The 25,501-nt window shown below is 70.0% G+C and carries 2 protein-coding genes (1 of these 2 cut by a window edge); both read right to left on the bottom strand.

Annotated features, from left to right (window positions below):
• On the bottom strand, positions 1–3,635 hold the start of the coding sequence (locus tag NA4_RS40225; protein WP_067467082.1) for an SDR family NAD(P)-dependent oxidoreductase. The gene continues 9,481 nt to the left of window position 1, outside the view; 3,635 of the gene's 13,116 nt are visible here — the first part of the coding sequence; the start codon lies at positions 3,633–3,635; its stop codon lies beyond the left edge, outside the window.
• Entirely contained in the window at positions 3,632–25,501 is a 21,870-nt protein-coding gene (locus NA4_RS40220) for a type I polyketide synthase (protein ID WP_169811001.1), read from the bottom strand. Before NA4_RS40220 ends, NA4_RS40225 begins: the two co-directional genes overlap by 4 nt.

Genomic DNA, 25,501 nt, shown 5'->3' with positions numbered 1-25,501 from the left:
AGGCTGCTCAGCAGCAGGAACTTGTCCTCGTGCAACAGCAGATTCACGCCGCCGACGATCGCGGCGTCGCATTCGCCATCCAGCACGGCGCGCCGCGCCAGGTGCAGGGCGGTCAGCGATGCCGAGCAGGCGGTGTCCACGGTGAGACTCGGTCCGCGCAGGCCGAGGGTGTAGGAGGTGCGGTTGGCGATGGACGACGGAATCGAGGCTACGGCGACCGGATCGCCGTCACGGGTAGCCGCCACCCCCAGCAGTCGGTAGTCGCTCCAGGTAGCCCCGACGAATACACCGACGCGCCGATCCCGAACGGTGGGATCGGTGTGGTGGTAGCCCGCATGCTCCAGTGCGGCATACGCCTGTTGCAGGAACAACCGCTCCTGCGGATCCAGCAGTGGCGCCTGGACGGGGGGAATGCGGAAGAACTGGGGGTCGAAACCGCCTACGTCGCTGAGGAAGCCACCGGTCATCGGTGGTGCGCCGGGGGTGTCTCGGGCCGCGGTCAACCACCAGCGTTCGGCAGGAACAGGGCCGACGGCGTCGTGGCCGTCGCGCAGATTGCGCCAGAACTCGTCGAGGTCGTCGGCGTGCGGGTAGCGCCCGCTGATCCCGACGATCGCGATCGGCTCCTCGACGCCTGCCGGCCGCATCGGGGCAAGGTGCTCGCCGGCGGTCACCGGCTCGACGGAAACGCTCGCCTGCGCGGCGGCCGGGCGCAGCCGGGCGCGCACGACTTCGGGGTCGCCCCAGACCGCGGCGAGCTGGGCGCGGTCCAGCGCGGCGCACGACAGCAGCAGGTCGAGTCCGGTCGCGGTGGGCAGCAGTCCGATCCCGGCGCGCCGCAGCGCGGCGATCTGCTCGGCGGGCGGATGCATGCCGCCCTCGGCCCACAGCGGCCAGTTGACGCTCACCGTCCTGGTTCCGGCCTGGTCACGCTGTTCGGCGAAGACGTCGAGATAGCGGTTGGCCGCCGCGTAGTCGGCCTGTCCCGGATTGCCGAGCACCGCGGAGACCGAGGAGAACAAGACCGTCAGCCGGGCCTCCGGCAGCGCGCGGGTCAGGTGCCGCGCGCCGTGCACCTTCGGTGCCAGAACCGAAACCGCTTCGTCGCGGCCGGTGCCGGACACCAGCCCGTCGCGCAGCTGTCCCGCACCGTGGTAAAGCACCTCGACCGGCCCGAATGTGGCATGCGCGATCGCGGCGACGCGCTCGGCGTCCTCGGCGATCGACACGTCGGCGCGCACATGCACCGCTTCCGCGCCGAGGTCGTTGAGCTCGGCGAGCAGACCAGCGCCTGCCGCATCGAGCGGACGACGCGATACGAGCACCAGACGCGCGCCGTAGTCGGTCGCGAGACGGCGTGCCAGATGCCGGGCGATGCCGCCGAATCCGCCGGTCACCACGACCACCGATCCCGTCCGCAGCACCGCGTCGCCAGCGGTCGCGGAGTCCGTACGCAGTCGGGGCAGCCGGATCTCGCGTCGGCCGCCGCGATAGCGGATCTCGGTGGCGGGGTGGCGTTCCTCGACGCCCAGTTCGGCGGCCACGATGTCATCGATCGCCGCGCCGGGCTCGCACTGCACGGCACGCAGGATCGGATGCGGCTGCTCCAGCCGCAGCGTGCGGGCGAAACCACCCAGAAGAGCGCAGCTCAGCTCACCTACGGGTGTCGTGCGCAGCACGGCGAGCACCAGCCGTACCGGCGGTTCGGACACCCCGGTTGTCGCACGCACAAGATCACGCAGCGGCAAGTACACGCCGTCGATCAAGTCCCGGGAATCATCGTCGCCGATCGATTCGGGCCACAGATACAGGGCGGCGTCGAAGCGCAGCGCACGGGCCATCAGCTGCTCGACCAGCAGGCCCATATGCCGTGGGTCTGCCGGGTTGACAACGAAATCACTTGCACCGGAGAGGAAATCGTCACCAGGCTGCACCCTGACCACGGCGGCGGCCCCGGTGTGCCGGTAGGGGCGGTCGGTCGTGTCGAAGACGAGCAGGCTGGTCGCTTCCCGGCGAGAATGCGCGGCGGTGTCGAGTTCCCAGTCGAACCCAAAGGTGACCAGCTCGTCCCCGGCCGCTGAAGCGTCTTCGGCCGCGGGGTCGACAGTTCTCGACAAAGCGAGGGGCAGTTCCGCCGTCAGCGCGGTCGGCTGGGCCGAACGGAATTCGGTTGAGTCTGCGTTCGAGGCGACTGCTTGCGGCGCCGAACCCAGCTCCGTTGATTCCGAACCGAATCTCTTTGACTGTGTGGCAAATTCAGCCGGGCTCGTCGCTGGGCCGGGTTGGTGCGCGGTCGTGTGCGGAACTGTGGTGGCGGTGACTGGTCGATACTTCGCGCCAACTGTCTCGGCGAGGTGACCAGCGAGCGCATCGATGGTCTGGTACTCGAACAGCAGCGTCGGATACAGCGGCTCGCCCACCCGTCCTTCCAGTTCGGCGGTCAGGCGCAGCAAGCGCCCGGAATCCAGGCCGAGTTCGTAGAACCCCACGCCGGTGGCGATACCGGAAGCATCGGCACCCAGTTCGACGGCGACCAGGGCAGCCAGGTCGGCGGCGATCAGCACCCGTAGGGCGTCCGCCGCCGCAGCCGGGCTGTTGGCAGACGGACCGTGCTGCGTGGCGGTGGCCGGGCCGGTAGCCGACGGACCGTGTTGTGCGGCGGGTGCTTGGATAGTGGCCGAGGGATCGTGTTGCGCGGCGGGTGCCGGGCCGGTAACCGACGGATCGTAGTGCGCGGCCGCTGGGTTGGCGGGCGCGGGACCGTGCGGTATCGGCGTCGCGGTCGCTTCCATCGGTGTCAGCAACCGTTGGATGTCCGCGCTGCCGCGCACACGCTTGGAGGTCAGCCGATAGCGCACCACCGGCGATCCATCCGGGGCGTAGAGTGCCACATCGGCTTCGAGCAGGTCTCCGCCCTGCCCACCGCCGCGGACCGATGCCCGTACGAAGACCCGCTCCGGCGTGGCCCGCCAGGCTTGCACGTCGCCGAAGTAGATCGGGATGAACGCGCTGTCGTCGTCGGCTCCCAGCCGTCGCGGATCGACGAACGGAACGATCGTCGAAGCGTCCAAAAACGTGGGATGCAAAAGGAAGCCGGGCAGGTGCGCGGCTGCCTCGGGGCCTAGACCCATCGTCGCGGTGACGACGTCGCCGCTGCGTGTGAAATGCCCTGTGGCCCGCATGAAATCGCGATGCTCGATGCCACGGCCGCCGCTCTGCGCGTACAGCTCGGCCATGCCGCGCCCCTGCGCGGACCCGGCTGCGGTATCCGCCCGCGGCTCGCCCGGCGCATCCGATTGCACCAGAACGCATTCCGCGACGGGATCGACCGGCCCGTACGGCGCGCCTGTTCGGTCCAGTCGCTGCACGTCGATGGTGATCCGCCCGGTCGGGCGATCCACCCGGAACGCGATACGCACCGCGCCGTCCTCGGCGAGGGCGACCGGACGCTGGAACAGCGCCTCCCGGATGGTCAGATCGGCGGGCTGATAACCGGCCGCCATCGCGGCGCGCAGGATCATGTCGAGATACACCACGCCGGGCAGGATCCGCACGCCGTGCACGCGATGGTCGCGCACCACCGGGTCGTCGGCGTGCAGGGTGGTGGCGAAGCTGTCCAGATCGATCCCTCTCATCGCAGCGGCTCCACGCGCAGGAACGACGGCGCCGGGGCGCTCGGCGTCATCGGGACCACGAACCGTGGCGCGGGCTCCGTGGGTGTGCTCGGAACCGTTTTCGGCAGCATGAAGCTCCTCTTGCGGAAGACAGGTGGATCAAGGGGACGACGTGTCGGCCGATGCCCATCGGGCGCCTGCTCGACGACGAGGTGAGCATTGGTGCCGCCGAACCCGAACGAGCTGACGCCCGCGGCGCGGGGCCTGCCGTCGGCGGGCCGCCACGGGCGCAGCTCCCGGTTGACCTGCAGCGGTGAACCGGCGAACTGGAAGCGCGGATTGAGGTTGTCGCAATGCAGCGACGGCGGCAGCGCCGCATGGTGCACGGCCAGGATCGTCTTGACGGCCCCGGCGATGCCCGCGGCGGAAAGCAGATGGCCGATATTGGTTTTCACGCTGCCGACCGCGCACGGCTCCAGGCGGCCCGATCGGTCGCCCAGCACGGTGGCCAGCCCCTTCAATTCGATGGGGTCGCCGATCATAGTGCCGGTGCCGTGCGCCTCCAGGTAGGACAGTGCGTCCGGCGACATCCCCGCCACCTCGAGCGCCGCGGTGACCACCTCGATTTGCGCCCGCATATTGGGTGTCGTGATGCCCATGGTGTGCCCGTCGTTGCCGATGGCCGAGCCGCGCAGCACCGCGTAGATCCGATCACCGTCGGCGAGCGCGTCGTCGAGCCGCTTGAGCAGCAGTAGCGCCGCACCCTCACCGGGCACGAAACCGTCGGCGTCCTCGGAGAACGTCGCGCACCTGCCGTTCGGCGAGAGCACACCCGCCGCCGAGAGCGTGACGAACGGCATCTCGTCGAGCAGCACCTCCACACCGCCGGCCAGCGCGGCGTCCACCTCGCCCGCACGCAGTGCCTGGCAGGCCAGGTGCACCGACAGCAGCGAGGACGAGCACGCGCTGTCGAGCACGACATTGCCCGCGTGCCAGTCGAAGTAGTCGGAGATCCTGGCCGCGATGAAGTTCTGGCCGATGCCGATGATGGTGTGCCGGTCGGCGACCGGAATCCGGTTGAAGTAGTTGGCCGCGCGGCTGCCCGCGTAGACGCCGACCCGTTTGCCCGCCAACTCCTCGCGGCGGTATCCCGCGTCAGCGGTGGCCAGCACCGACGTCTCGAGCAGCAACCGCTGCAGCGGATCCATCTGCCACGCTTGTTCGTCGCTGACCCTGAAGTACTGCGGGTCGAACAGATCCACGCCGTCGACGAACCCGCCCCACTTGCTGTTGGTGAGCCCTTGACCGCCGGTCGGACGATAGAACCGTGCGGGATCCCAGCGCGCCGGATCCACTTCTCGGATACCGGATCGGCCCTCGGCGAGCATGCGCCAGAAGGAGTCCGGATCGTCGCCGCCCGGGAGACGGCAGCCGATGCCGACCACGGCGACGGGTTCGGCGGCCCTGCCCCGCCGAGCATCGGCGGACCAGCTGTTTGTCGCGCCACGCGGCGCAACCGGATCGGCTCCTCGCGTGGTTGCTGCGCTCGGCGGCCGTGGGGCATCCGGTTGCTGCGCTGCGGCGAAACGTTCCGGGAACTGCTCGGTCAGCAGCCCCGCCAGCGCGTCCAAGGTCGGGAATTCCAGCACCAGCGCTGGATCGAAAGGCTGACCCACAACCTGCTCGATCCGGCGCACGGCCGAGGCGATGAGCACCGAGTCCGCGCCGTACTCCTCGAACCGCTTGTCACCCTCGAACCGCGCCGGTGCGAGCTTCAGCTCGTCGGAGAAGATCCGCAGCAATTCCTGATACGCCTGCCCGGAGCCGTTCGGCGATGGCTGGGCAGCCGCTGTCGGCGACGCCGGCCGGACCGCTACCGCCGACTGGCTCGCCCTTGTCGAAAGATGCAGCGCCGCACCGTGATACGGCAGCACCACCGGAGCTTCCGGCAGCCCGAGCGCGGCGTCGAGCAGGTCGAATCCTTCCGCGGCGGTCAGAGCTGGAAGGCCGGTGGCTCGGTAGGCCGCGCTGGTCACCTCACCGAATCCGGTGTCGCGGAACGACGGCCAGTTGATCGACCGGAACCAGGTCCGTCCCGCGGCGTGCTGGGCCTCGGCGAACCGATCCAGGTGCGCGTTCGCCATCGCGTAGTCCGACAGGCCCACCGCGAGACCGGGCAGCACCGCCGACACCGACGAGAACAACACGAAGAAATCCGGACGGTCGGCGGCGAGCACGTCCGCGAGAACCGCAGTGCCCGCCAGCTTGGGGGCGAGCACCGTCGCGACGGCGGGGCCGGTCTTCCGTACGAACGCCGGACTCTCGGGCGACACACTTCCCGCGCAGTGCAGCACGCCGCCGATCGGACCCAGCTCGCGCCGGACCTGGTCGAAGAATCCGGTCAAGGACGCCTCGTCGGCGAGACTGCCGAAGTAGGTTCGCACCGCGGCACCGCGATCACGCAGGGCGATCAGCCGCCGCACCTTGTCCGCATCCGACCCGGACCCGCCGGCCACCCGATCCCATTCCGTCGCCGGCGGAAGCGGTTCCCGGCCGAGGATGGCCAGGCGACGCGCGCCGCGCTCGACCAGCGCCGCCGCGAACTCCGCACCCAAACCGCGGGTGCCGCCGGTCACCACATAGGTGCGCGCGGGGTCGACGGCGAGACCGTCGCGCGGGATCGCGTCCGCGAATTCGACGGCCTCACGCGCACGGCCGCGATACCGCACCCGCGGTGCGCCGTCATCGGCCGTGCATTCCGCGCCGAGTATCTCCAGCAACCGGGCGGGGTCCGCGCACACCGCGTCGCGCTCGGCGACGAGATGTACGCTGCGTGTCCGCACACCGCGGATCTCCTCGGCGAGCGCGGCGGCCAGGCCGCCCAGCGGCGCCGATTCCGGGCCGTCGGTGCCGGGCTGCCCGGCGGTGAGATGGATCAGCGCGAGGGCGCCCGTTCGTGCCTCGATAGTGCCCTGGTAGAGGCCCATCCGCCCGAGGTCGCCGGTCGGTCGGCCGCCCGGTGCCGGGGCGAGGTCGCATAGATCGATCACGGAATCGGTGTCGGGATAGCGTGCCATCAACTCCCGGCCGTGCCGTGCGCCCGCGTCGAAGTCGTCGCGGGCCAACCCATCCGGCGCCTGCGGGACCCGGACCAGGCGTCCCGGATCACCGGTCGCGGCCGTCAGCGCCGCGACCAGCGGGTGCGGGGTCCTCGCGTCGTAGACGACGAGGGTGCGCCGAGAACGCAGGTCCCCGACGGGAAGGGGGAGTTCGCGCCACACCGGAACCAGTAGCCGCCGGTCCGTCCGAGCGAGCTGCCGCGCCGGTCGGGGGTTCGCGCCGGGCACAGGCCGCTGCGTTGCTGGGGACTGCGTTGTGGCAGCAGGCTGTGCCGTGGGCGTGGACTGCTGCACCGGAGTGGACTGCGCGGTCGCCGTGGGCTCTGGTGTCGCCGTGGTCTGGGGCGCTGACGCGGACCGCACTGGTGTGAATTGCCCTGGTGCAGACCGGTGCATCGGTGTGGACTGCGCAGGCTGCTCCTGCACTGGCGTAGTGGCGGCATGCGTGAACTGCACGGGAGTGGATTCCGGCGTGGATGGGACATCCGGAATCCAGTACCGCTCACGGGCGAACGGATAAGTCGGCGCGGGAATGCGTCGGCGAGGCCCGGGATCGCGCACGGTGGCCCAGTCGATGTCGCCGCCGCCGAGCCAGCGCGCGATCCGCGAATCCTCGGCCGCGTCCCGGCAGTCCCGCGCGCCCGGCGCGTCATCGATCCAGGCGCGAACGGCGGCGCGCAACCGATCGATATCACGGGCGACGAACGCGGCGCGAGCACGGCCCGGCTGCCGGCCGACCTGCATGGTGTAGGCCAGATCGGCGAGGTTCGGTTGCTGTCCGGCGAGGAAACGGTCCAGTGCGGCAACGTAATCCACGAGCCGGTCGGAGTCGCGCGCCGAGACCGGAACCACCTGTCCGCCGCTGAACCGGGTCTCCGGTCGCCGGTCGACGTACTCTTCGATCACCACGTTGGCGTTGGCGCCGCCCGCGCCGAACGAGCTGACCGTCGCCCGCCGCGGCCGGGACGGATCACCCGACGGCCACGGCCGCGGGCCGGTCGGGATCCGGAACGGTGTGGCCGCGAAGTCGATATTCGGATTCGGCGGCGTGGCGTGCAGCGACGGCACGATGGTCTCATGGCGCAGTTGCAACAGCACCTTGGTCAACGCCGCGACACCGGCCGCCGCCTCGAGATGGCCGACATTGGACTTCACCGATCCGATCGGCAGCTCGGCCACCCCGGCGGCACCGAAAACCTTGGCAAGGCCCGCGATTTCGATGGGATCACCCAAAGCCGTTCCGGTGCCGTGCGCCTCGATGTAGGACACCGAAGCCGGGTCGACGCCGCCGACGCGCAGCGCGGAGCGGATCACCGCCGCCTGCACGGCCGGGTTCGGCACCGTGAACCCATTGACCCGGCCGCCGTGGTTCACCGCGGTGCCCTTGATGACGCCGTAGATGGTGTCGCCATCGGCTTCGGCGTCCGCCAGTGGCCGTAGCACCATCGCCCCCACACCCTCACCGGCCACGTAACCGTCCCCGCCCGCGCCGAAGGAGCGGCAGCGGCCATCGGTGGAGGCGAACTGGCCCTGACTCAGCGCGACGAACTTGTACGGGTGCAGCGACAGGTTGACCCCGCCGACCACGGCCAGGCGGCATTCGCCGGTGCGCAAGCTCTGGCAGGCCAGATGCAAAGCGGTGAGCGAGGACGAGCACGCCGTGTCCACCGCGATGCTCGGCCCCTGGAAATCGAGCGCGTGCGACACCCGGTTCGGGATGCTCCAGAACGTCGACCCGGGCAGCGTGCCGCGCCCGAGGCGGGACTCCTCGGCGCCGAACATCTGATAGGTGCCCCACATGACGCCGACGAACACGCCGGCTTCCTCGGGTCGCAGACCGCCGCGGGCCAGATCGGCGCGGGTGTGCCCGGCGTCTTCCAGTGCCGCCCACGCGGTTTGCAGGAACAGTCGTTCCTGCGGGTCCAGCACTTCGGCCTCGCGCGGTGAGATGGCGAAGAACTGCGGATCGAAACAGTCGACGTCGTCGAGGAACCCGCCCCACTTGGTGTAGGAGGTGAACGGGTTGTGCCGATCGGGGACGAAGTACCGGGAATGATCCCAGCGTTCCAAGGGGATCTCGGTGATGCAGTCGCGCCCTTCGACCAGCACCCGCCAGTACTCGTCGAGTCCGTCCGCACCCGGGTATCGGCCGCTCACACCCACGATCGCGATATCCCCCACCGCATCGGCGCGGTAACCGGAGCTCGAACCGGCCATCGCATTCGGCGCCATCATCGATGAGTCGGCCGATGCGCGTTCGGTGACCACAGGGCGCTGCTGGTTCGGCGGCTCTGGCGTTCGCTGTTCGCTTCCGTCGTTCACGACTCCGCGGTGATCAGCCGCACCGTTCGTCGCGGGCTCGTTCCCGCGGTTGACGTTCGTGGCGAGCTCCTCCCCGCGATGATCGAGTCTGCCAGTTGTCCTGGGCTCGTCCGCGCGATGCTGCAGCCCGTTGGTGGGCTCGTTCCCGTGAGAGTTCAGCCCGCCGTTCGTCGTGGCCTCGCTCCCACGATGGATCAGCCCGCCGTTTGTCCTGGGCTCGTCCGCGTGCGGGTTCAGCCCGCCGTTCGTCGCGGCCTGGTGCACCGGTGTCATCGACCAGTTGGATGTCGCGCTCGTCCCATTGCGGAGTGCGTGGTCGGCGCCGTTCGCCGAAGTTGCGGCGCCGTGCACCGCGGGAGCGGACGTCCGCGCCGCCGTGCGCAGAGGCGAATCGCCATGCACCTCGGTCGACGACGGAGCGGACGTCCGTGTCGTCCCCAACTGCACCAGCAGATCGAGGACCGCCCGCGGCGTCGGGTACTCGAAGGCGAGCGTCGCGGGCAGCCGATGCCCGCTCGAGCGCGACAGTTCGTCGCGGATCTCTAGGGCCGCGACCGAGTCCAAACCGAGTTCGTGCAGCGGGCGATCGAGATCGGCGTCAGGACCGAGCCCGAGGCAGCGCCGCACCAGCGCCTCCATCTCGACGGCGAGTCCGCTGACATCCGTTGTGGCCGAATGGTTTTCACCAGTCTGAACGGGCGCGACCGCGTCCGACAGCACGTCCGGCACGTCGGCACCAGCTGCGGGCGGCAAGAGCGGGAGCGTGGTAATTGCGCCCGTCGTCGCGGAATCGAAGACGCGAGACAGCGTTTCGAGAGCTTGCTCGGTGCCCAACAGGCCGTAGCCGCGCCGGGCCAGACGCTCCATCGCGCCGCCGGTCAACCGTTCCATCATCCCGGTGTCCGCCCACGGACCCCACGCAATCGACAGTGCGGGCACTCCCACCGCGCGCCGCAGCTCAGCCAGACCATCGAGGAAGGCATTGGCGGCGCCATAGCTGGATTGACCGGGCAAGCCGACCACGCCCGCGGCCGAGGAGAACAGCAGGAAGAACCGCAACGACTGGGACGCGGTCAGCTCGTGCAGGTGCCAAGCGCCGAACGTCTTCGGCGCGAGTACCCGCCCGACGCGCGCCGCCGTCTGCTCGGCGATCACTCCGTCATCGAGCACACCGGCCAGATGCGCCACCCCGGCCAGCGGCGGCAGTTCGCGGTCGATCCAATCCAGTGTGGCGGCCACGGCGTCACGATCAGCGACGTCGAGCGACCGCACGCTGATCCGAGCTCCTCGTCCGCGCAGTTCGGCGATCATCGCCTCCGCCTGCGCGCCGGGCGCCGAACGTCCCGCGAGCACCAGCTCCCGCCACCCTCGGTCGACCAACCAGCGGGCCACCAGGAGCCCCACGCCGCCCAGACCGCCGGTGATCAGCACCGTCCCACCGGTGTCCGGCATCGTCGTGACGTCGGGTAGTGCTTCCAGCGGAACGAGCCGCGGCACACGCCGGCTTCTCCCGCGCAGCGCCAGCTGCCTTGGCCCCGAGGGTGCGACGAGGACGTCGACCACCTTTTCCGCGGCGGTGTGCTGATCCAGATCAATGACGCGACAGCCCATTTCGCGTTGCTCGAGCTGCGCACTGCGCGCGAAACCCCACAGCGCGGACTGCTCCGGCGCGACCCGATCGGACGGATCGACCCGCTGACCGTCACGGGTGAGCAGCCACACTGCGGGCTCCCCCGCCAGCGCGGCGGCCTGCACGAGATGCAGTGCGCCCACCACCAGACTTTCCGCATGCGCAGGCGCGGGTGCGTCCGAAGTCGGCAACGCGACCGCGGAGACGATCCCACGCAACGGTGTGCGGCCGTCGCTCACGGCACCGAGCAGCGCACGCACCGCCGCGGGCACACCGAGATCGACCTCGAACTCGTCCTCGGCGCGAAACGCGAAACCGCGCCCGGGCCGGGCCAACACGCACTCCGCGCCGCGCACCCGCAGCACCTCGGCGAGCGCGTCGGCAAAGCCACCCGCCCCGACGACCAACCAGCGCCCGGTCGCCGCGCCGGGCAGCGCCGATTCGGCTTCCCGCCAGTCGATTCGATAGGTATCCGCGGCGGACCGATCAGCCGCGGCATGACCGGACGGCCGCCGGGCCGGGTCCGGCGTGGGTGTCCGCATCACTCGCAATCCCTCCGCGACCAGCACCGGACAACCCTCCTCATCGAGCAGTCGAACATCGGCGACACACAGCTGTGGCGTCTGCTCGACGACGCGCACATGGCCGAATCGAACGGTGCCCGCACCGGCCGGGACCAGCACCCGGTCCACGGCGAACGGCACCCAGGTGTGGTCCCCGGCCCGCGGCGACATCGCGGCGTATGTGGCTTGGAACGCCGCGTCCAGCAGGACGGGGTGCACCATGCCGGGACCGGCGTCGGTGTCGGGACCCGAGAGCGTCACCAGCGCTTCCCGCTCACCCACGTGAACATCCACGACGCGGCGGAACGCCGGGCCGTAGGGCAGGCCTGCGGTCGCCAGCAGTGCGTAGAAGTCCGCTCCGGCAAGATGTTCCGGACAGCGTCGCAGAATGTCCGCCCGGCTCGCACCGGCCGGTAGCCGGTGCCTGCCGGCGAGTACACGGGCGCGTGCGTGGATGCGCGGTCCCTCAGCGGTCTCGGCCGTCACCAGCACGGCAAAACCGTCGGTGCTCGGTTCGAACCGCACCCGCACCGGTTGGGGTCCGGTCAGGGTGAGGCCGCTGGTGATCACGAGGTCATCGATCGCGACCACCTCACCGGCGCCCACCTCGCGCGCGGTGGCGGCGATGGTCGAGACGAACCAGGCGCCCGGCACGACGACATTCCGATCGACGACATGATCGGCCAGGTAGCGCGGGGCATCCGGTCGCAGCGTCAGGTCGAAATCGACAGCCGCGCCGGGTAGGTCGGTCCGGACGGCAACGCCCGGGCGTGCGGGAATCCGCGCCGCCGGACGCGGCGCGGCGCCGGTCCGAGACTCGACCCAATACCGCTGCCGCTGGAAGGGATACGTCGGCGCCAGGACCCTGCGGCGGCTGTGCGACCGGTGTACCTGCTCCCAGTTCACCGGCACGCCACCGACATACAGGTGTGCGAGCGCCGTCATCATCGTCTCGCGGTCACCGCGGCCGCGGCGCAGCGACGCGACGAACCGCGCCGAGTCGCCCAGCACACGACCACCGAGCGTGGACAAGGTCGGCTGCGGACCGATCTCGAGGAACGTGCCGATCCCGAGTCCAGCAATGGCTTGCATACCCTGGGCGAACCGCACCGGCTGACGTGCGTGGCGAGCCCAGTAGTCCGGGGTCAACTCGCCCGCCTGTAGCGGCGCACCGGTGAGGTTCGAGATCAGCGGAATCGCCGGATCGGTGAAGGCCGCGCGCGCCGCCGCGGCGGCGAGATCATCCAGGATCGGGTCCATCGCCGGGGAGTGGAACGCATGCGAGACCGAGAGGGGTGTCGCGTGAATCCCATTGGTCGACAGATCATCCCGGAGCAGATCGAGCGCGGAACGCGGTCCAGCGACGACCACCTGAGCCGGTCCGTTGTATCCGGCGACCGATACCGCGGGCGCATACCGCGCCACCAGCGACGCGATCTGGTCGGCGGAGGCGTCGACGGCCAGCATCCCGCCACCGTCCGGAAGGCGTTGCATCAGCCTGCCGCGCACGGCGATCAGCCGCAGCGCGTCCTCCATCGTCATGGCGCCCGCCGCGCACGCCGCGACGTACTCGCCGACACTGTGCCCGAGGACTGCGGCAGGGGCGATGCCCCACGCTCGCCACAACTCCCACAGCGCCCACTCGACGGCGAACAGTGCGGGCTGGGTGAACACCGTGCGCCGCAACAGGCCCGCATCGTGCTCGCCGTACAAGGCGTCCAAGAGGCCGATGCCGTCCTCGATCGGTCCCAGCACCGCGTCGCACTGCCGCAGCGCGTCACGGAAGACCGGTTCGGAATCGAACAACTCCCGCGCCATGCCCGGGTACTGCGCCCCCTGCCCGGTGAACAGCAACGCCACCTTCACGGTCGCGGCCCGCTCCACCCGCCCGCGGATCGCCTTTCCGTCCCGCAGACTCTGCGCCGCGTCCGCACCTGTGCCGGCGACCACCGCCAGCCGCTCTTCGAAATGCGTGCGTGCGGTGGCGGCGGTGTAGGCGAGATCGCCGAAAGCGGCTTGCGCCAAGAGTGTTTCGTCTGCCCACTGGCGCGCCGCAGCGGTCAGCGCGGCTTCGTTGCGGGCCGAGAGCACGAGCACCTGCGCATTCGGCATACCCGGTTGCCGCGGCGGCGCTGGATCGCCCTGCCCCAGGATGACGTGCGCGTTCGTGCCGCTCATGCCGAACGAGCTGACACCTATCGTCGGCTCGTTTCCGCTTCGCGGCCACTCCCGGGCCTCGCGCACCACCTCGAGCGGCACGTCCGCCCAGTCGATCAGCGGGTTCGGCGTATGGAAGTGCAGGCTCGGCGGAATCTGGCCGTGCTGCAACATGAGGACGGCCTTGATGACACCCGCGACACCCGCGGCCCCTTCGGTGTGTCCGATATTGGTCTTGACCGACCCGATCAGCAGCGGCTGGGTGCGGCCCGTGCCGTACACCTCGGCCAACGCGGTCGCCTCGATCGGGTCGCCGAGCGGCGTGCCGGTGCCATGCGTCTCGACATAGTCCACTGCGTCCGGCTGAACGCCCGCCCGGGCCAGCGCATCGGTGATGACGCGTTGCTGTGCTGGACCGTTGGGCGCGGTGAGACCATTGGATCGCCCGTCGTGATTCACCGCGACCCCGCGGACCACCGCGAGCACCCGGTCACCGGTGCGGCGGGCCTCCGACAGCCGGGTCAGCACCAGCACGCCACAACCGTCGGCACGCACGTACCCGTTGGCGTCGGCGTCGAACGCCCGTGACCGGCCATCGGGCGACAGCGACGCGAGGCGGCAGAAACCGATGGTGGTCTCCGGCGCCAATTGCAGATTGACGCCGCCCACCAGCGCCAGATCGCAACGGCCCGCACGCAATCCGTCCCACGCCGACTGCAGCGCAACCAGCGACGAGGAGCACGCGGTGTCCAGCGTTACCGCCGGACCCTGCAGCCCGAGCGCGTAGGCCAGCCGCCCGGCGGCGACGCTCGGCGCCGAACCGATCACCGAGTACGCGCCGATCGCGGTCGGGTTGGCGGCCTGGGTGGGTGTTCCCGGGTACTCGCTGAAGCACAGGCCGACGAACACGCCGGTGCGGCTGCCCGCAAGACCGCCCGGTGCGCGGCCGGAACGCTCCAGCGCCTCCCAGCTGGTCTCCAGCAGCAGGCGTTGCTGCGGATCCATTGCCCGCGCCTCAGCGGCGCCGATACCGAAGAACGCCGGGTCGAACTCGTCGGCGCCGTCGATGAACCCACCCCAGCGGGTGTACATCGTGCCGAGCGCAGCAGGGTCTGGATCGTAATAGGCGTCGATGTCCCAGCGCTGCGGTGGCACTTCGGTGATCGCGTCGCGGCCGTGCCACAGCAGATCCCAGAATTCCTCCGGAGTGCGGACGCCCCCGGGGAACCGGCAGCTCATGCCGACGATCACGATCGGGTCATGGTCGTTCTCGAGCTGGTCCCCATCGTCGTAGCCGACATCGGAGCGGACCGCGCGGCCGCTCCCTTCCGATATGGAAGCGCTCTGTGGTGCGGAGGTTTCCGCTCCGTACCACGCTGACGGCGTCGCCGTGGTAGAGGCGGATCGTTCAGCCGTGGCCGACATCGGTCGTTCCGTGGTGGCTGACACCGGTCGTTCGGTGGTGGCCGACGCTCGTCCTTCCAGAACGGCGGAAATCGATGGTTCCGTGGTGGCCGACAGTGGGGGTTGCGCGCCAGTTGACATTGGCGGTGCCGTAGCTGAGCTCGGCGCTTCCGCTGCGGCGGACACCTGTCGTTCCCGCGCGGCCGAGGTCAGCAATTCCGGCGTGGCCAGCACCGGTGATTCCGGCTTGGCCAGCACCGGTGGCTCCGGCGTGGCCGACAGCCGGTGTTCCAGCGTGGCCGACAGGCCGTGTTCCAGCGTGGCTGACACCGGGCGTTCTATCGGAGCGGACGCCGACGGTTCCAATGCGGGCGACTCGATCCCGCGAACGTCACCCGGTCCAGTCGAATCGCCCCGTGTCGGCGCCGGTGCACCCTTGCGCTGCAAGAACCGAGCGATATCGCGCACGGTCGGATAGTCGAAAACGAGCCCGGCCGGCAGCGGCATCCCGATTTCGGCGGCCAGCGCGGCACGTAGCTCCATCCCGGTGAGCGAGTCGACGCCCGTGTCATGCAGCGGCAGATCGGGATCGAGCTCACTCGCGCGATCGAGGACTCGCATTGCCACGCGCTGCACGATCTTCTCCCAGAGGGCGGAATCGTTCGGCGCTTTTGGTTGCGGCACTGTCGTCGGCGTCGTTGAAACCTCTCGGGCAATGGCTGTCGCCGGGGCTGCCGTCGTGGACGTCCCGCTCCCGTACCACCGCTGCGGCACGAAATCGAAGACGCCGGGTGTGGCGCTATCAAGCTGAAGGAGGTGATCCAGCGCCACGTCCGCGTCGGCCACAAAGAGCGGCGGTAGCCCGCGCCGGGTGAGCCGGGCCGTGATATCCGCCCGGTCGGCGGCCATTCCCACGTCGGCGAACGGCCCCCACGCGATGCTCAATGCGGGCAGTCCCTCGGCCCGTCGCCGCCAAGCCAACGCATCCAACGCCGCGTTGGCGGCCGCGTAGTTCGCCTGACCGGCCGTGCCGAGCACGCCCGCCACGGACGAATACGTGATGAACAGGTCGATCGGCTGGTCGCGAGTGAGCTCGTCGAAGTGCCGCGCCGCATAGTATTTGGGCCCGAGCACGGTCTCGAATCTCGACCACGACTGTTCGGTCACCACGCCGTCGTCGAGCACGCCCGCGCAGTGGACCACGCCGCGCAGCGGCGGGAACCCGGCCTCCGCGATGCTCCGCAGCAGCGCGGCGACGCCCGCGCGGTCGCTCACATCCACCTGGCGCGCCGCCACGCGAACACCGCTCGTGCGCAACGACTCCAGCAGTTGCGAACCTGCCGCGTCCGGCGCTCGTCTGCCGACCAGCACCAGATGCCCAGCCCCACGGGCCGCCAGCCAGCGCGCGGCCGCCGCGCCGAGACCACCGAATCCGCCCGTGACCAGGTAGGTGCCGTCGGTGAGCCGGTCGCCGCGCCCAGTAGACACCGGTATGGCATCCCGGCCGAGCAGCACGGCGCGACCGGGGTGTTCGCGCTGCGACATGGCGCGAAATGCCTTGGCGGCGTTGTGGATGCCGTGCACCGCATGCGGCAGCGCATGCAACGCGCCCTGCTCGAACAGCGCCATCACGGCCCGCAGGAGGACGCCGAGGCGCTGCGGGTCGACGGTGGCCGGATCGAATTCGCGGTGATCGATATCGTGACGTCCGCTTACTCGGGTCTGTACCGGATCGATGACCTCCACAAATCGCCCACCCGGACAGAGGATTTCGGCACCACGCGCGGCGAGGTCCCCGGCGAGAGCATGCACGACGACATCCAGGCCCCGACCTGCGGTAGCCCCCCGGACGAGTTCGGCCAACTCATGGCTGCGCCACGCATCGATCTGGGCGACCGGCAGACCCGCGCTGTCGGCCCAGCGCCGCAGCGCCGCCGTCGTGAACACCTGTGCGCCCGCATGCGCGGCCAGCTGGACCGCGGCCATACCGATCCCGTCGGCGGGCGCATGCACGAGAACCCGGTCACCGGCCCGCAGCGCACCGACGTCGAACAGCGCGTGCCAGGCAGCGGTGAAAGAGAACGGGACCGTCGCGCCTTCGGCGAAGGACAGCCGATCGGGCAACGCAGCGACCAGACGATGATCGACTGTCACGTAGCTGGCAAAACTCCCGCCTGCCAGCGCGACAACTCGGTCGCCGACCGCGAAATCAGCGACTCCCGCACCGACGGCCACGACACGTCCCGCGCATTCCAGACCCAGCGCCGCAGCTGCATCCGGGTGTAAGCCGGAGGCAACCCAGATGTCGTGCGCGTTGATACCGGTAGCGGCGACGGCGATTTCGACCTCGCCGGTTCCGGGTGCCCGCCGAGTGCCGGATTCCAGTCGCAGCTTGTCGAACTCGCCGGAACGGTGTGCGACCAAACGGTAGTCCTCGGCGGGCGCGGCGCCTGCCTCCAGGCGCGCGACGAGCCAACGGCCGTCGCGGATCGCGAACTCGCCAGCCTCCCGTCCGCCGAGCATCCCCTCGGCGATCAGCGGGCCGTCCGCGGATTCCTCCGGCACGTCGAGCAACCGGCATCCGAACTCCGGGTGTTCGGTCGCCAGCGTGCGCCCGAGCCCCCACAGCAGAGCCTGATCGGGATCAGGCCGGTCAGAGGCGACGACGCGCTGGGCGTTCACGGTGAGCAACCACAGTGCCGCGGGCGGACGCCCCGACGCGTCCAGCGCGCGGGCCAGCCGCAGGGCAGCGTCGATGCGCGTCTGCGACGTGGTTGCGGTCCAGGCGAAGACGATGCCGTGCGCAGCACTGGTGTCGACCAGGTCGATGGGAGTTGCCGGGTCGCCGATGTCCTCGGGGCGGACGACCACGGTCTGGGCGGCGCGCGCAGCCAGTCCGGCAGCGACGACGTCGCCGACCGCTCCGTCACTGAAGATCAACCAGCGACCCGCGCTCTCGCCCCGAACCGGTGCGTTCTGCGCGGGCACCCAGTCGACGTGATGCAGCAGCCGCGCGGTCCTGGACGACTCCCCTTCGGCGGCAGCGGCTTTCGGGGCCGCCACAGTTGTCTTCGCGGCGAGCAGGCAGACTCCCGTCAGGCGTGCGAGCAGTCGCCCGGACGCACTCCGCAGTGTGGCGTCACCGACGACGACCCGCCCGCCCCGCTCGGTTACCCGCACTCGGCACCTGACGGTCGTATCCCCGACAGTCGGCCTGCCGAACAATTGAGCACGATTTATAGCGGATGGTAAGAACAGCGCATCCGCCGACGCGCCGGTCAGCACGACGGTGTGCAAGCAGGCGTCGAGCAGGATCGGATCGAGCGTCTCCGCGTCGTGCTCGGGCAATCGGAATACAGCCTCGGCTTCGGTGTCGCTGATCCGCCGGAACTCGGTCGCGCAGCGGTAGTCCGCGCCCAAATCCAGCCCCAGAAGCGCCAGCTTCTCGTAATAGGCAGGCCATACCCGCGCATCGGCCGGCGTGGCGTCTTCAGCTGCTTCATCGAACGAATCGGGCTCGGCAACGGCGAGTCTCGCATCTGCGATCGAAGTTCCGTCGGCGCCGACGATGCGCACGCCGTATCCGTCCGGGCCGGGATCGAGCGTCACTCGAACCGTCGTTTCGACGGTGACCTCCAGCGGCGTCACCAGCCGCAGCCCCGTGACCACCCATGTGCCGGGCAGCTGGGCGGCAATGCCGCTCAACTGGGTGCACAGCCATGCCGCGGGCACGGTCGGCACGCCGCGCAGCCGGTGACCCGCGAACATCTCCGGCGTGACCGGAAGGACGTGCGACGACGGCGTGGCATCCGGCCGTGACGCGAGTTCGAGCCAGTGCCTCTTGCGCTGGAACGGGTAGGTCGGCAAGTCCACATGGCGCCGAGGGCGATCGGAATACACCGTTGCCCAGTCGATCTCGTCGCCACTCACATACCGGCGCGCTAGGTCGCCCGCCTCGCTCGACACAGCCAGATCAGCGACCGATCCACTCGCGGCGATCCCCGAGGCGACATTGTCGAGTGCCGCGCGCAGCTGTGCCGCCGTATCGAACGTGATCGCCGCCCGCTCGCCGAAATGCGTCCGGCCCAACGCGGCCGCGGCGCACGTATCCACCAGCTCCGTCTCGGGATGCGTAGCGAGGACGTCCCGGTACCTGCCGGCCAGTTCGCGCAACGCGTCGGTGCTCTTGGCGGACAGGACCAGCAGGTGAGGCCCAGAATCGTCGACCGGACCCGTTTCCGGCGCCGGCGGCGCCTCCTCGATCACCACGTGCGCGTTGGTTCCGCTGATTCCGAAGGCGCTCACACCCGCCCGGCGCGGTCGCCGCGAACGCCGCCACGGCCGATCCTCGGCGACCACGCGGACGGCGACGGAATCCCAATCGATATGCGGATTACCCGATCGGAAGTGCAGCGAGGCGGGGATGCGTTCGTGCCGCATCGACTCGATCACCTTGATGATGTTGGCGATACCCGCCGCTGCCTGGGTGTGCCCGAGATTCGACTTGACCGAACCGATCCACAGCGGTGCGGCCTCGGTGCGGTCGTCGGCCAGCACGGAGGCGAGCGCGTTCACCTCGATCGGGTCGCCGAGAGCGGTTCCGGTGCCGTGGGTCTCGACGTAGTCGATCTCGGCGGCCTCGACCGCGGCGTCCGCGAGCGCCGCTCGGATGACCCGCTCCTGCGCCGGACCATTCGGCGCACTGAGCCCCTGGCTGCGACCGTCGGAGTTGACCGCCGACCCGCGCACCAGCCCGAGCACCCGATCGCCGTCCCGCCGCGCATCCGCCAGCCGTTTGAGCACCAGCACTCCCGCGCCGTCGCTCCAGACCACACCATCGGCACGCGCGTCGAAGCTCTTGCATCGCCCGTCGGCGGCCAGGCCGCGCGCCCGGGCGAAGTAGATGTCGAGCGACGGAGTGAGCACAACGGTGGCGCCACCGGCCAGCGCGAGGTCGCACTCGCCGCTGCGCAAGCTCCGCACCGCCGTATGCACCGTCACCAGCGACGACGAGCACGCCGTATCGACCGTCAGACTCGGTCCGTTGGCACCGAAGAAATACGAGAGCCGCCCAGAGGCGACACTGGACAGATTGCCCGTGCCGAACCAGGCATTGGGCGCCAAATCCGCCCGCGCCATCCGCTCGGCGTAATCGTTGGACATCAAGCCGACGAAGACACCCGTCCGGCTGCCCTCCAACCGGCTCGCCGGATATCCGGCGTGTTCCAACGCTTCCCAGGACGTTTCCAGCAGCAACCGCTGCTGCGGATCCAGCATGCGCGCCTCGCCGACGGAGATGTCGAAGAATCCGGCGTCGAACTCCTCGACACCATCGACGAAACCGCCCCAGCGCGTGTATGTCTTGCCTTCGGCGTCCGGGTCGGGATCGAAATAGGCGTCCACGTCCCAGCGGTGTGCGGGCACTTCCGTCACCGCGTCGGTCTCGGTCGTGAGCAGATGCCACAGGTCCGCCGGTCCGCGAACGCCACCGGGATAACGGCAGCCCATGCCGATGATCGCGATCGCGTCGGCGTAAGCGTCGGCGGCGGCATCGGATTCAGGAGTTGTGAGCCGGGACACGTTGGAGGCAGTAGGTGTAACTGGCGGTTCAGTTGGGTATACGGAGGGCGTGAGCTGCTCGGAGGTGCGTGTGATCGGTCGCTGTTCGGCCTGCTCCCGTGCCATGCGGCGCGGGGCGCTACCGCTGCGCGCGCTCAACCGGGCGATTTCCTCGGACACCGCGGCCACGGTCGGATGATCGAACAGCAGGGTCGCCGGAAGCCGCACCCCCAGATCGGCGGAGAGCGCGTTGCGCAACTCGACGGCCATCATCGAATCCAGCCCGAGCTCACGCAGCGGCGTGCGGTCGGCAACAGGCGCGCTGCGGCCGAGCGCGGTCATGGCGTGGGCGCGGACCAGCTCGACCAGAACCGCCGCCTCGCGTGGGGCGTCCATGCCCTGATCGTCGGCGTCGGCTATCGCCTCCCGCTGCACCGAAGCGTCTGCGGCAGGTGGGAATACCGTGACGACCCCCTCGGCCGACAGCAGCGAACGCAGCACCCGGGCGCCATCCTCGGCGGCGAGTTCGGCGACGCCGTGCCGTGCCCAGGCCCGGCGGGCCGCGTCGCTCAGTCCTCCGGCCATGCCGGTGCCCGCCCACGGGCCCCACGCGATACTGACGGCGGGCAGCCCGTCGGCGAGCCGCAGGCGCGCGAGGGCATCGAGATAGGCGTTCGCCGCGGCGTAGTTGCCCTGTCCAGCCGTGCCGACAGTGGCGCTGACCGACGAGAACAACACGAACAGCTCGAGCGAGCTTTCCGCGGTCAGTTCGTGCAAGTGCCAGGCGCCGGCGACTTTCCCAGCGAACACGCGGTCGACGTGCGCCGAGGTCTGCTCGATCAGCATCGCGTCGTCCAGCACGCCCGCGCAGTGCACCACTCCCGCCAGCCGGGGAAGCTCTGCGCCGAAGCGAGCGAGCAAGCCGGACAAGGCGTTCCGGTCTGCGATGTCGACAGACGCCGTCTCGACGCGGGTACCGAGGGCGGCGATCCGCGCCATCTCCCTCTCGGCCCGAGCGTCCGGCGCGCTGCGACCGACCAGCACCACGGTGCCCGCACCGGACTCGGCCAGCGTCCGCGCGGCCGTCAACCCCAGCGCTCCGCGCCCGCCGGTGATCAGATACGCCGCATCGCGCGCGAGTCGCGGCACTCTGCCGCCGTCGCCGAACGACTCCATCCCCGTCACGTAACGGTGGCGTCCGCGCAGCGCGACCACAGAATCAGCTGTGTCGGAAGAGATTTCGTCGACCAGACGGCGATCGTCGCAGCGTGCGCCGACCGGCAGATCGATCAGGCGGCAGCGCAGCTCGGGCAGTTCGGTGCGCACCACCGCGGCCAGCCCCCGCAGGGTGGCCGCTGCGGGCCGTACACGTTCGCCGGTCAGCGCGCCGGTGGCCCCCATTGTCACCACATACAGCTGGCCGGAGGAAGCCGCCCGCGCCATCGCCTGGACCACGCCGAGGACGAAATCGGTCTCCGTGCGGGCGGCGTCGGCACTGTCGTCGGCGTCGGTGTCGGCGAGGTAGACCACCGCCCGGTCGTCGTCGGGCCAGGCGGCGGGATCGGTCGTGCGCTCCACCGCCACCGCATCGGTGCCCGCTGCGCGCAAGGCGGCGGCGAGCTGGTCTGCCTGCTGCCCGACGCCGATCACCAGCGCCGCACCGGGGCCGCGGCCACTCGCCGATGTCGTGGCAGGCTCCCACACCGGACGGTGTGCCAGGCCGGACAGGAGGTCTCGATCCGGCTGCCGGGCCGCGCCGGAATCGGCGAACCGTACGTCGTCGATCTCGCAAATCACCGCACCCGCGGTATCGAAAACGGTGATGCGGACCGTTCGGCCGGTGCGTTCGGCAAGTGCCCACGCTTTCGCCGCCGCTTCCTGGCCAGGCAAACGCAATCTGCCGATGCCGACCGGCAACTGCGCCGCATGACTGTGCCGGGCGGTCAGCGCGAGACCGGTCTGCACCGCGGCGTCGAGCAGGCACGCCAGAGCGGCGTCCGGTTCGTCGGCCAGTTCCGCTGGGCGGGTCAGTTCGGCGAGCACGCTGTTGTCGGTGACTTGCAGCCGGGTGATCCAGCGGAACCGCGGGCCGAAGCTCAACCCCGCGTCCGCGCAGCGGCGATAGAAATCCGCGACCTCCCAGTCGGCCGAGGACGCACGGCGTGCCTCGTCCAGTTCGTTGGAGTCCCGTGGTCGATTGGAAGTGGCGGCTTGCACCGAGCCCGAAGCCGCTGTGCGAGCACCGTTGTCGACCTGGAACTGAACATCGGCGCGGCCATCCGTGCGGGACACGACGGGGTCGGCCAATTCCTCCAGCGGTACCGGCCGGGCCGCGACGAAGTCGACGAGTTCGCGGTCCATGCCCCCGACCGCGCGCAACGCCCGCAAGGCGAGATACGCGGCAGGCACCACGGCCCGGTCCTGGAACCGATGCTCGGCGAGATATCCGGTGTTCGAGGATGCGCCAGCGATCGGCACAGTCACCCGCTCTCGTTCGAAGGGGTAGGTGGGCAGCCCGTTGCGCCGCCGTGTTTGTGGCGGAATCACCGATGTCCAGTCGATTTCCGCACCCGCGCAATACATTTGGCCGAGTCCGGTGAGCAGCACCTCGTCGTCGGTGGACGTCCGGCGCATACTCGGCACCCACAGAGCGTCCGGGTCGGACTGCCGACCGAACTCCAGCAGCACCGGGTGCGGTCCCACTTCGAGATACGCGTCCACGCCGAAGTCGGCGACCGACCGCACGCCGTCGGCGAACCGTACCGTCCCGCGGGCATGCGCACGCCAGTACGCGGCGTCCATCCTGGACTCGATCCGCGTGCCGGTCACATTCGACACCAGCGGAATCGCCGCTGCTCGCGGCGCGGGGACCAGCTCGGCGACACGCGCTTCGAACTCGTCCAGCATCGGGTCCAGCAGCGGCGAGTGGAATGCCGTGCTGCCGGGCAACATCACCGAGCGTATCGACCGCTGGGCAGCGTCTTCCAGGATCCGACGCACCGCCTCGGCCGTCCCGGAGACGACGAACTGTCCCGGGCCGTTGACCGCCGCCACGGCCACCTCCGCCGCCAGCACGCCCAGCAGCGCTTCGAACTCCTCGGTTTTGCCGAAGACGGCCGCCATCGCCCCCTGCTGCGCGACCGCCTGCATCAGCCGGCCGCGCTCCGCCGCCAGACGCAGCCCGGCCTCCAAGTCGAGAACTCCCGCCACGGTTGCCGCCACCAGCTCACCGAGACTGTGCCCGAGCACGATATCGGGACGAACACCGCACGCCGCCCACAGTTCGGCACATGCCCATTCGATCGCGAACAGTGCTGGTTGCGCATACTCGGTGCGGGTCAGCACCTCGTCGTTCGCGTCGAACAGCACCGACCGCAAACGAATCCCGCCGGGAAGCTGTCCCAGGATGTCGTCACAGCGGTCCAGCGCCGCGCGGAAAGCCGGATACCTGCGGTCGAGCGCGGCACCCATCCCCGCGTACTGCGCTCCCTGCCCCGTGAACAGCATCGCGACCCGCGGCTTCCCTGACTCCAGGTCGGTCGACCGACCAGACGGTTCTGCGAGTTTCCGCGCCGCGTCCGCGGTCGTCCGCGCAACGACCGCGCGCCGGTGAACAAAATGCGAGCGCCCGATAGCCGCGGTGGCGGCGATGTCGGCGAGCGGCGACTGCGTCGTACCCAAATGCTCGACGTACCGCCGGGAGAGCGCATCGAGCGCCGAGGCGGTCCGCGCCGAAAGCACAAGCAGCGCAGGCTCTTGTGGGTCCACGGTCGGCGCCGGTTCGGGTGCCTGCTCCAGCAGCACATGCGCATTGGTGCCCGCGAACCCGAACGAGCTCACTCCCGCCAGCCGTGGCCGGTCGGTGCGTGGCCACGCGACATCGTCGGTCGGCACCGCCAGCGCCGTGCCGTCGAGCGCGATCTTGGGGTTCATCGCGGCGAAATCGTGCTGGCGCGGGATGCGTTCGTGCTCCAGCTGCAGCACCGCCTTGATCAGCCCGGCGATGCCCGCCGCCGCCTCCAGATGACCGATCTGGGACTTGACCGAACCAAGCAGGCAGACCGACCCGTCCGCCCGCGGCGCGCCGAGCACCTGGGACAACGCCTCGATCTCGATCGGATCGCCCAGTGGCGTACCGGTGCCGTGCGTTTCGACGTAGCCGACCTGGTCGGCGGCGCATCCGGCGTCGGCCAGCGCGTCACGCAGCAGCTCGCGTTGCGCGGTCGGGTTCGGCGCGGTCAGTCCCATAGAGCGACCGTCGTGGTTCACGCTCGAGCCTCGGATGAGCGCCCGGATGGGATCACCGTCGGCCAGCGCCCTGGACAGCGGTTTCAGGACAACGACACCCGCGCCTTCGCCACGCACATACCCGTTCGCCCGCGCGTCGAAGGGACGACAGTGCCCATCCGGTGAGAGCGCGCCCATCCGGGCCAGCGCCTCGGAGGTGAGTTCGGACTGCAGCAGATTCACTCCGCCTGCCAGCGCCACCTCGCACTCCCCCGCGCGCAGACTGCGACACGCCTGGTGCACGGCCACCAGCGACGACGAACACGCCGTATCGATCGCCACAGCGGGTCCACGCAACCCGAGCACGTAGGACACCCGCCCGGCCACGATGCTCGACATCGTTCCGGTGAGAGTGTGCGCGTCCACCGAGCTCACCCAGTCCGGTGTGATCGTGCGCTGGTACTCCTGCCAGCTCACACCGAGGAAGACGCCGGTACGTGCCGCCGCCGGCCCATCCGGCACCGACGCGGCGTCTTCCATCGCCTCCCAGGCAACTTCGAGCACCAGACGCTGCTGCGGATCCATCGATGCCGCTTCCCGCGGCGCGATGCCCACGAACGCCGTGTCCATGGCATCGATCGGCCCGGCGAGCAATCCGGCCCGCCGCCGCGCCCTCCGCGGCGCCGAATCCGCTACCGGCCAACGCTTTTCCGGCACTTCGACAATCGCGCCGCGCCCCGAGGAGAGCAGTTCCCAGTACTGCCGCGGGCTTTCGGCGCCGCCGGGGAACCGGCAGCCCATGCCGATGACAGCGATCGGTTCGCGCTCCGGCCCCGCCTCCAACTCCTGAATCCGGCGAAGTGCTCGCGTCAGCAAGACCCGAAGGTCGTACCCATCATCCGCCAT

It is taken from the genome of Nocardia amamiensis NBRC 102102 (genome assembly GCF_001612745.1).
Lineage (GTDB): Bacteria > Actinomycetota > Actinomycetes > Mycobacteriales > Mycobacteriaceae > Nocardia > Nocardia amamiensis.
Note: the sequence above shows the minus strand (reverse complement) of the source record. Positions and strands in the feature narration are given on the sequence as shown.

Excerpts from the sequence above, each read along its gene's own strand:
- NA4_RS40220 (WP_169811001.1), bottom strand. The coding sequence starts at position 25,501 with ATGGCGGATGATGGGTACGACCTTCGGGTCTTGCTGACGCGAGCACTT.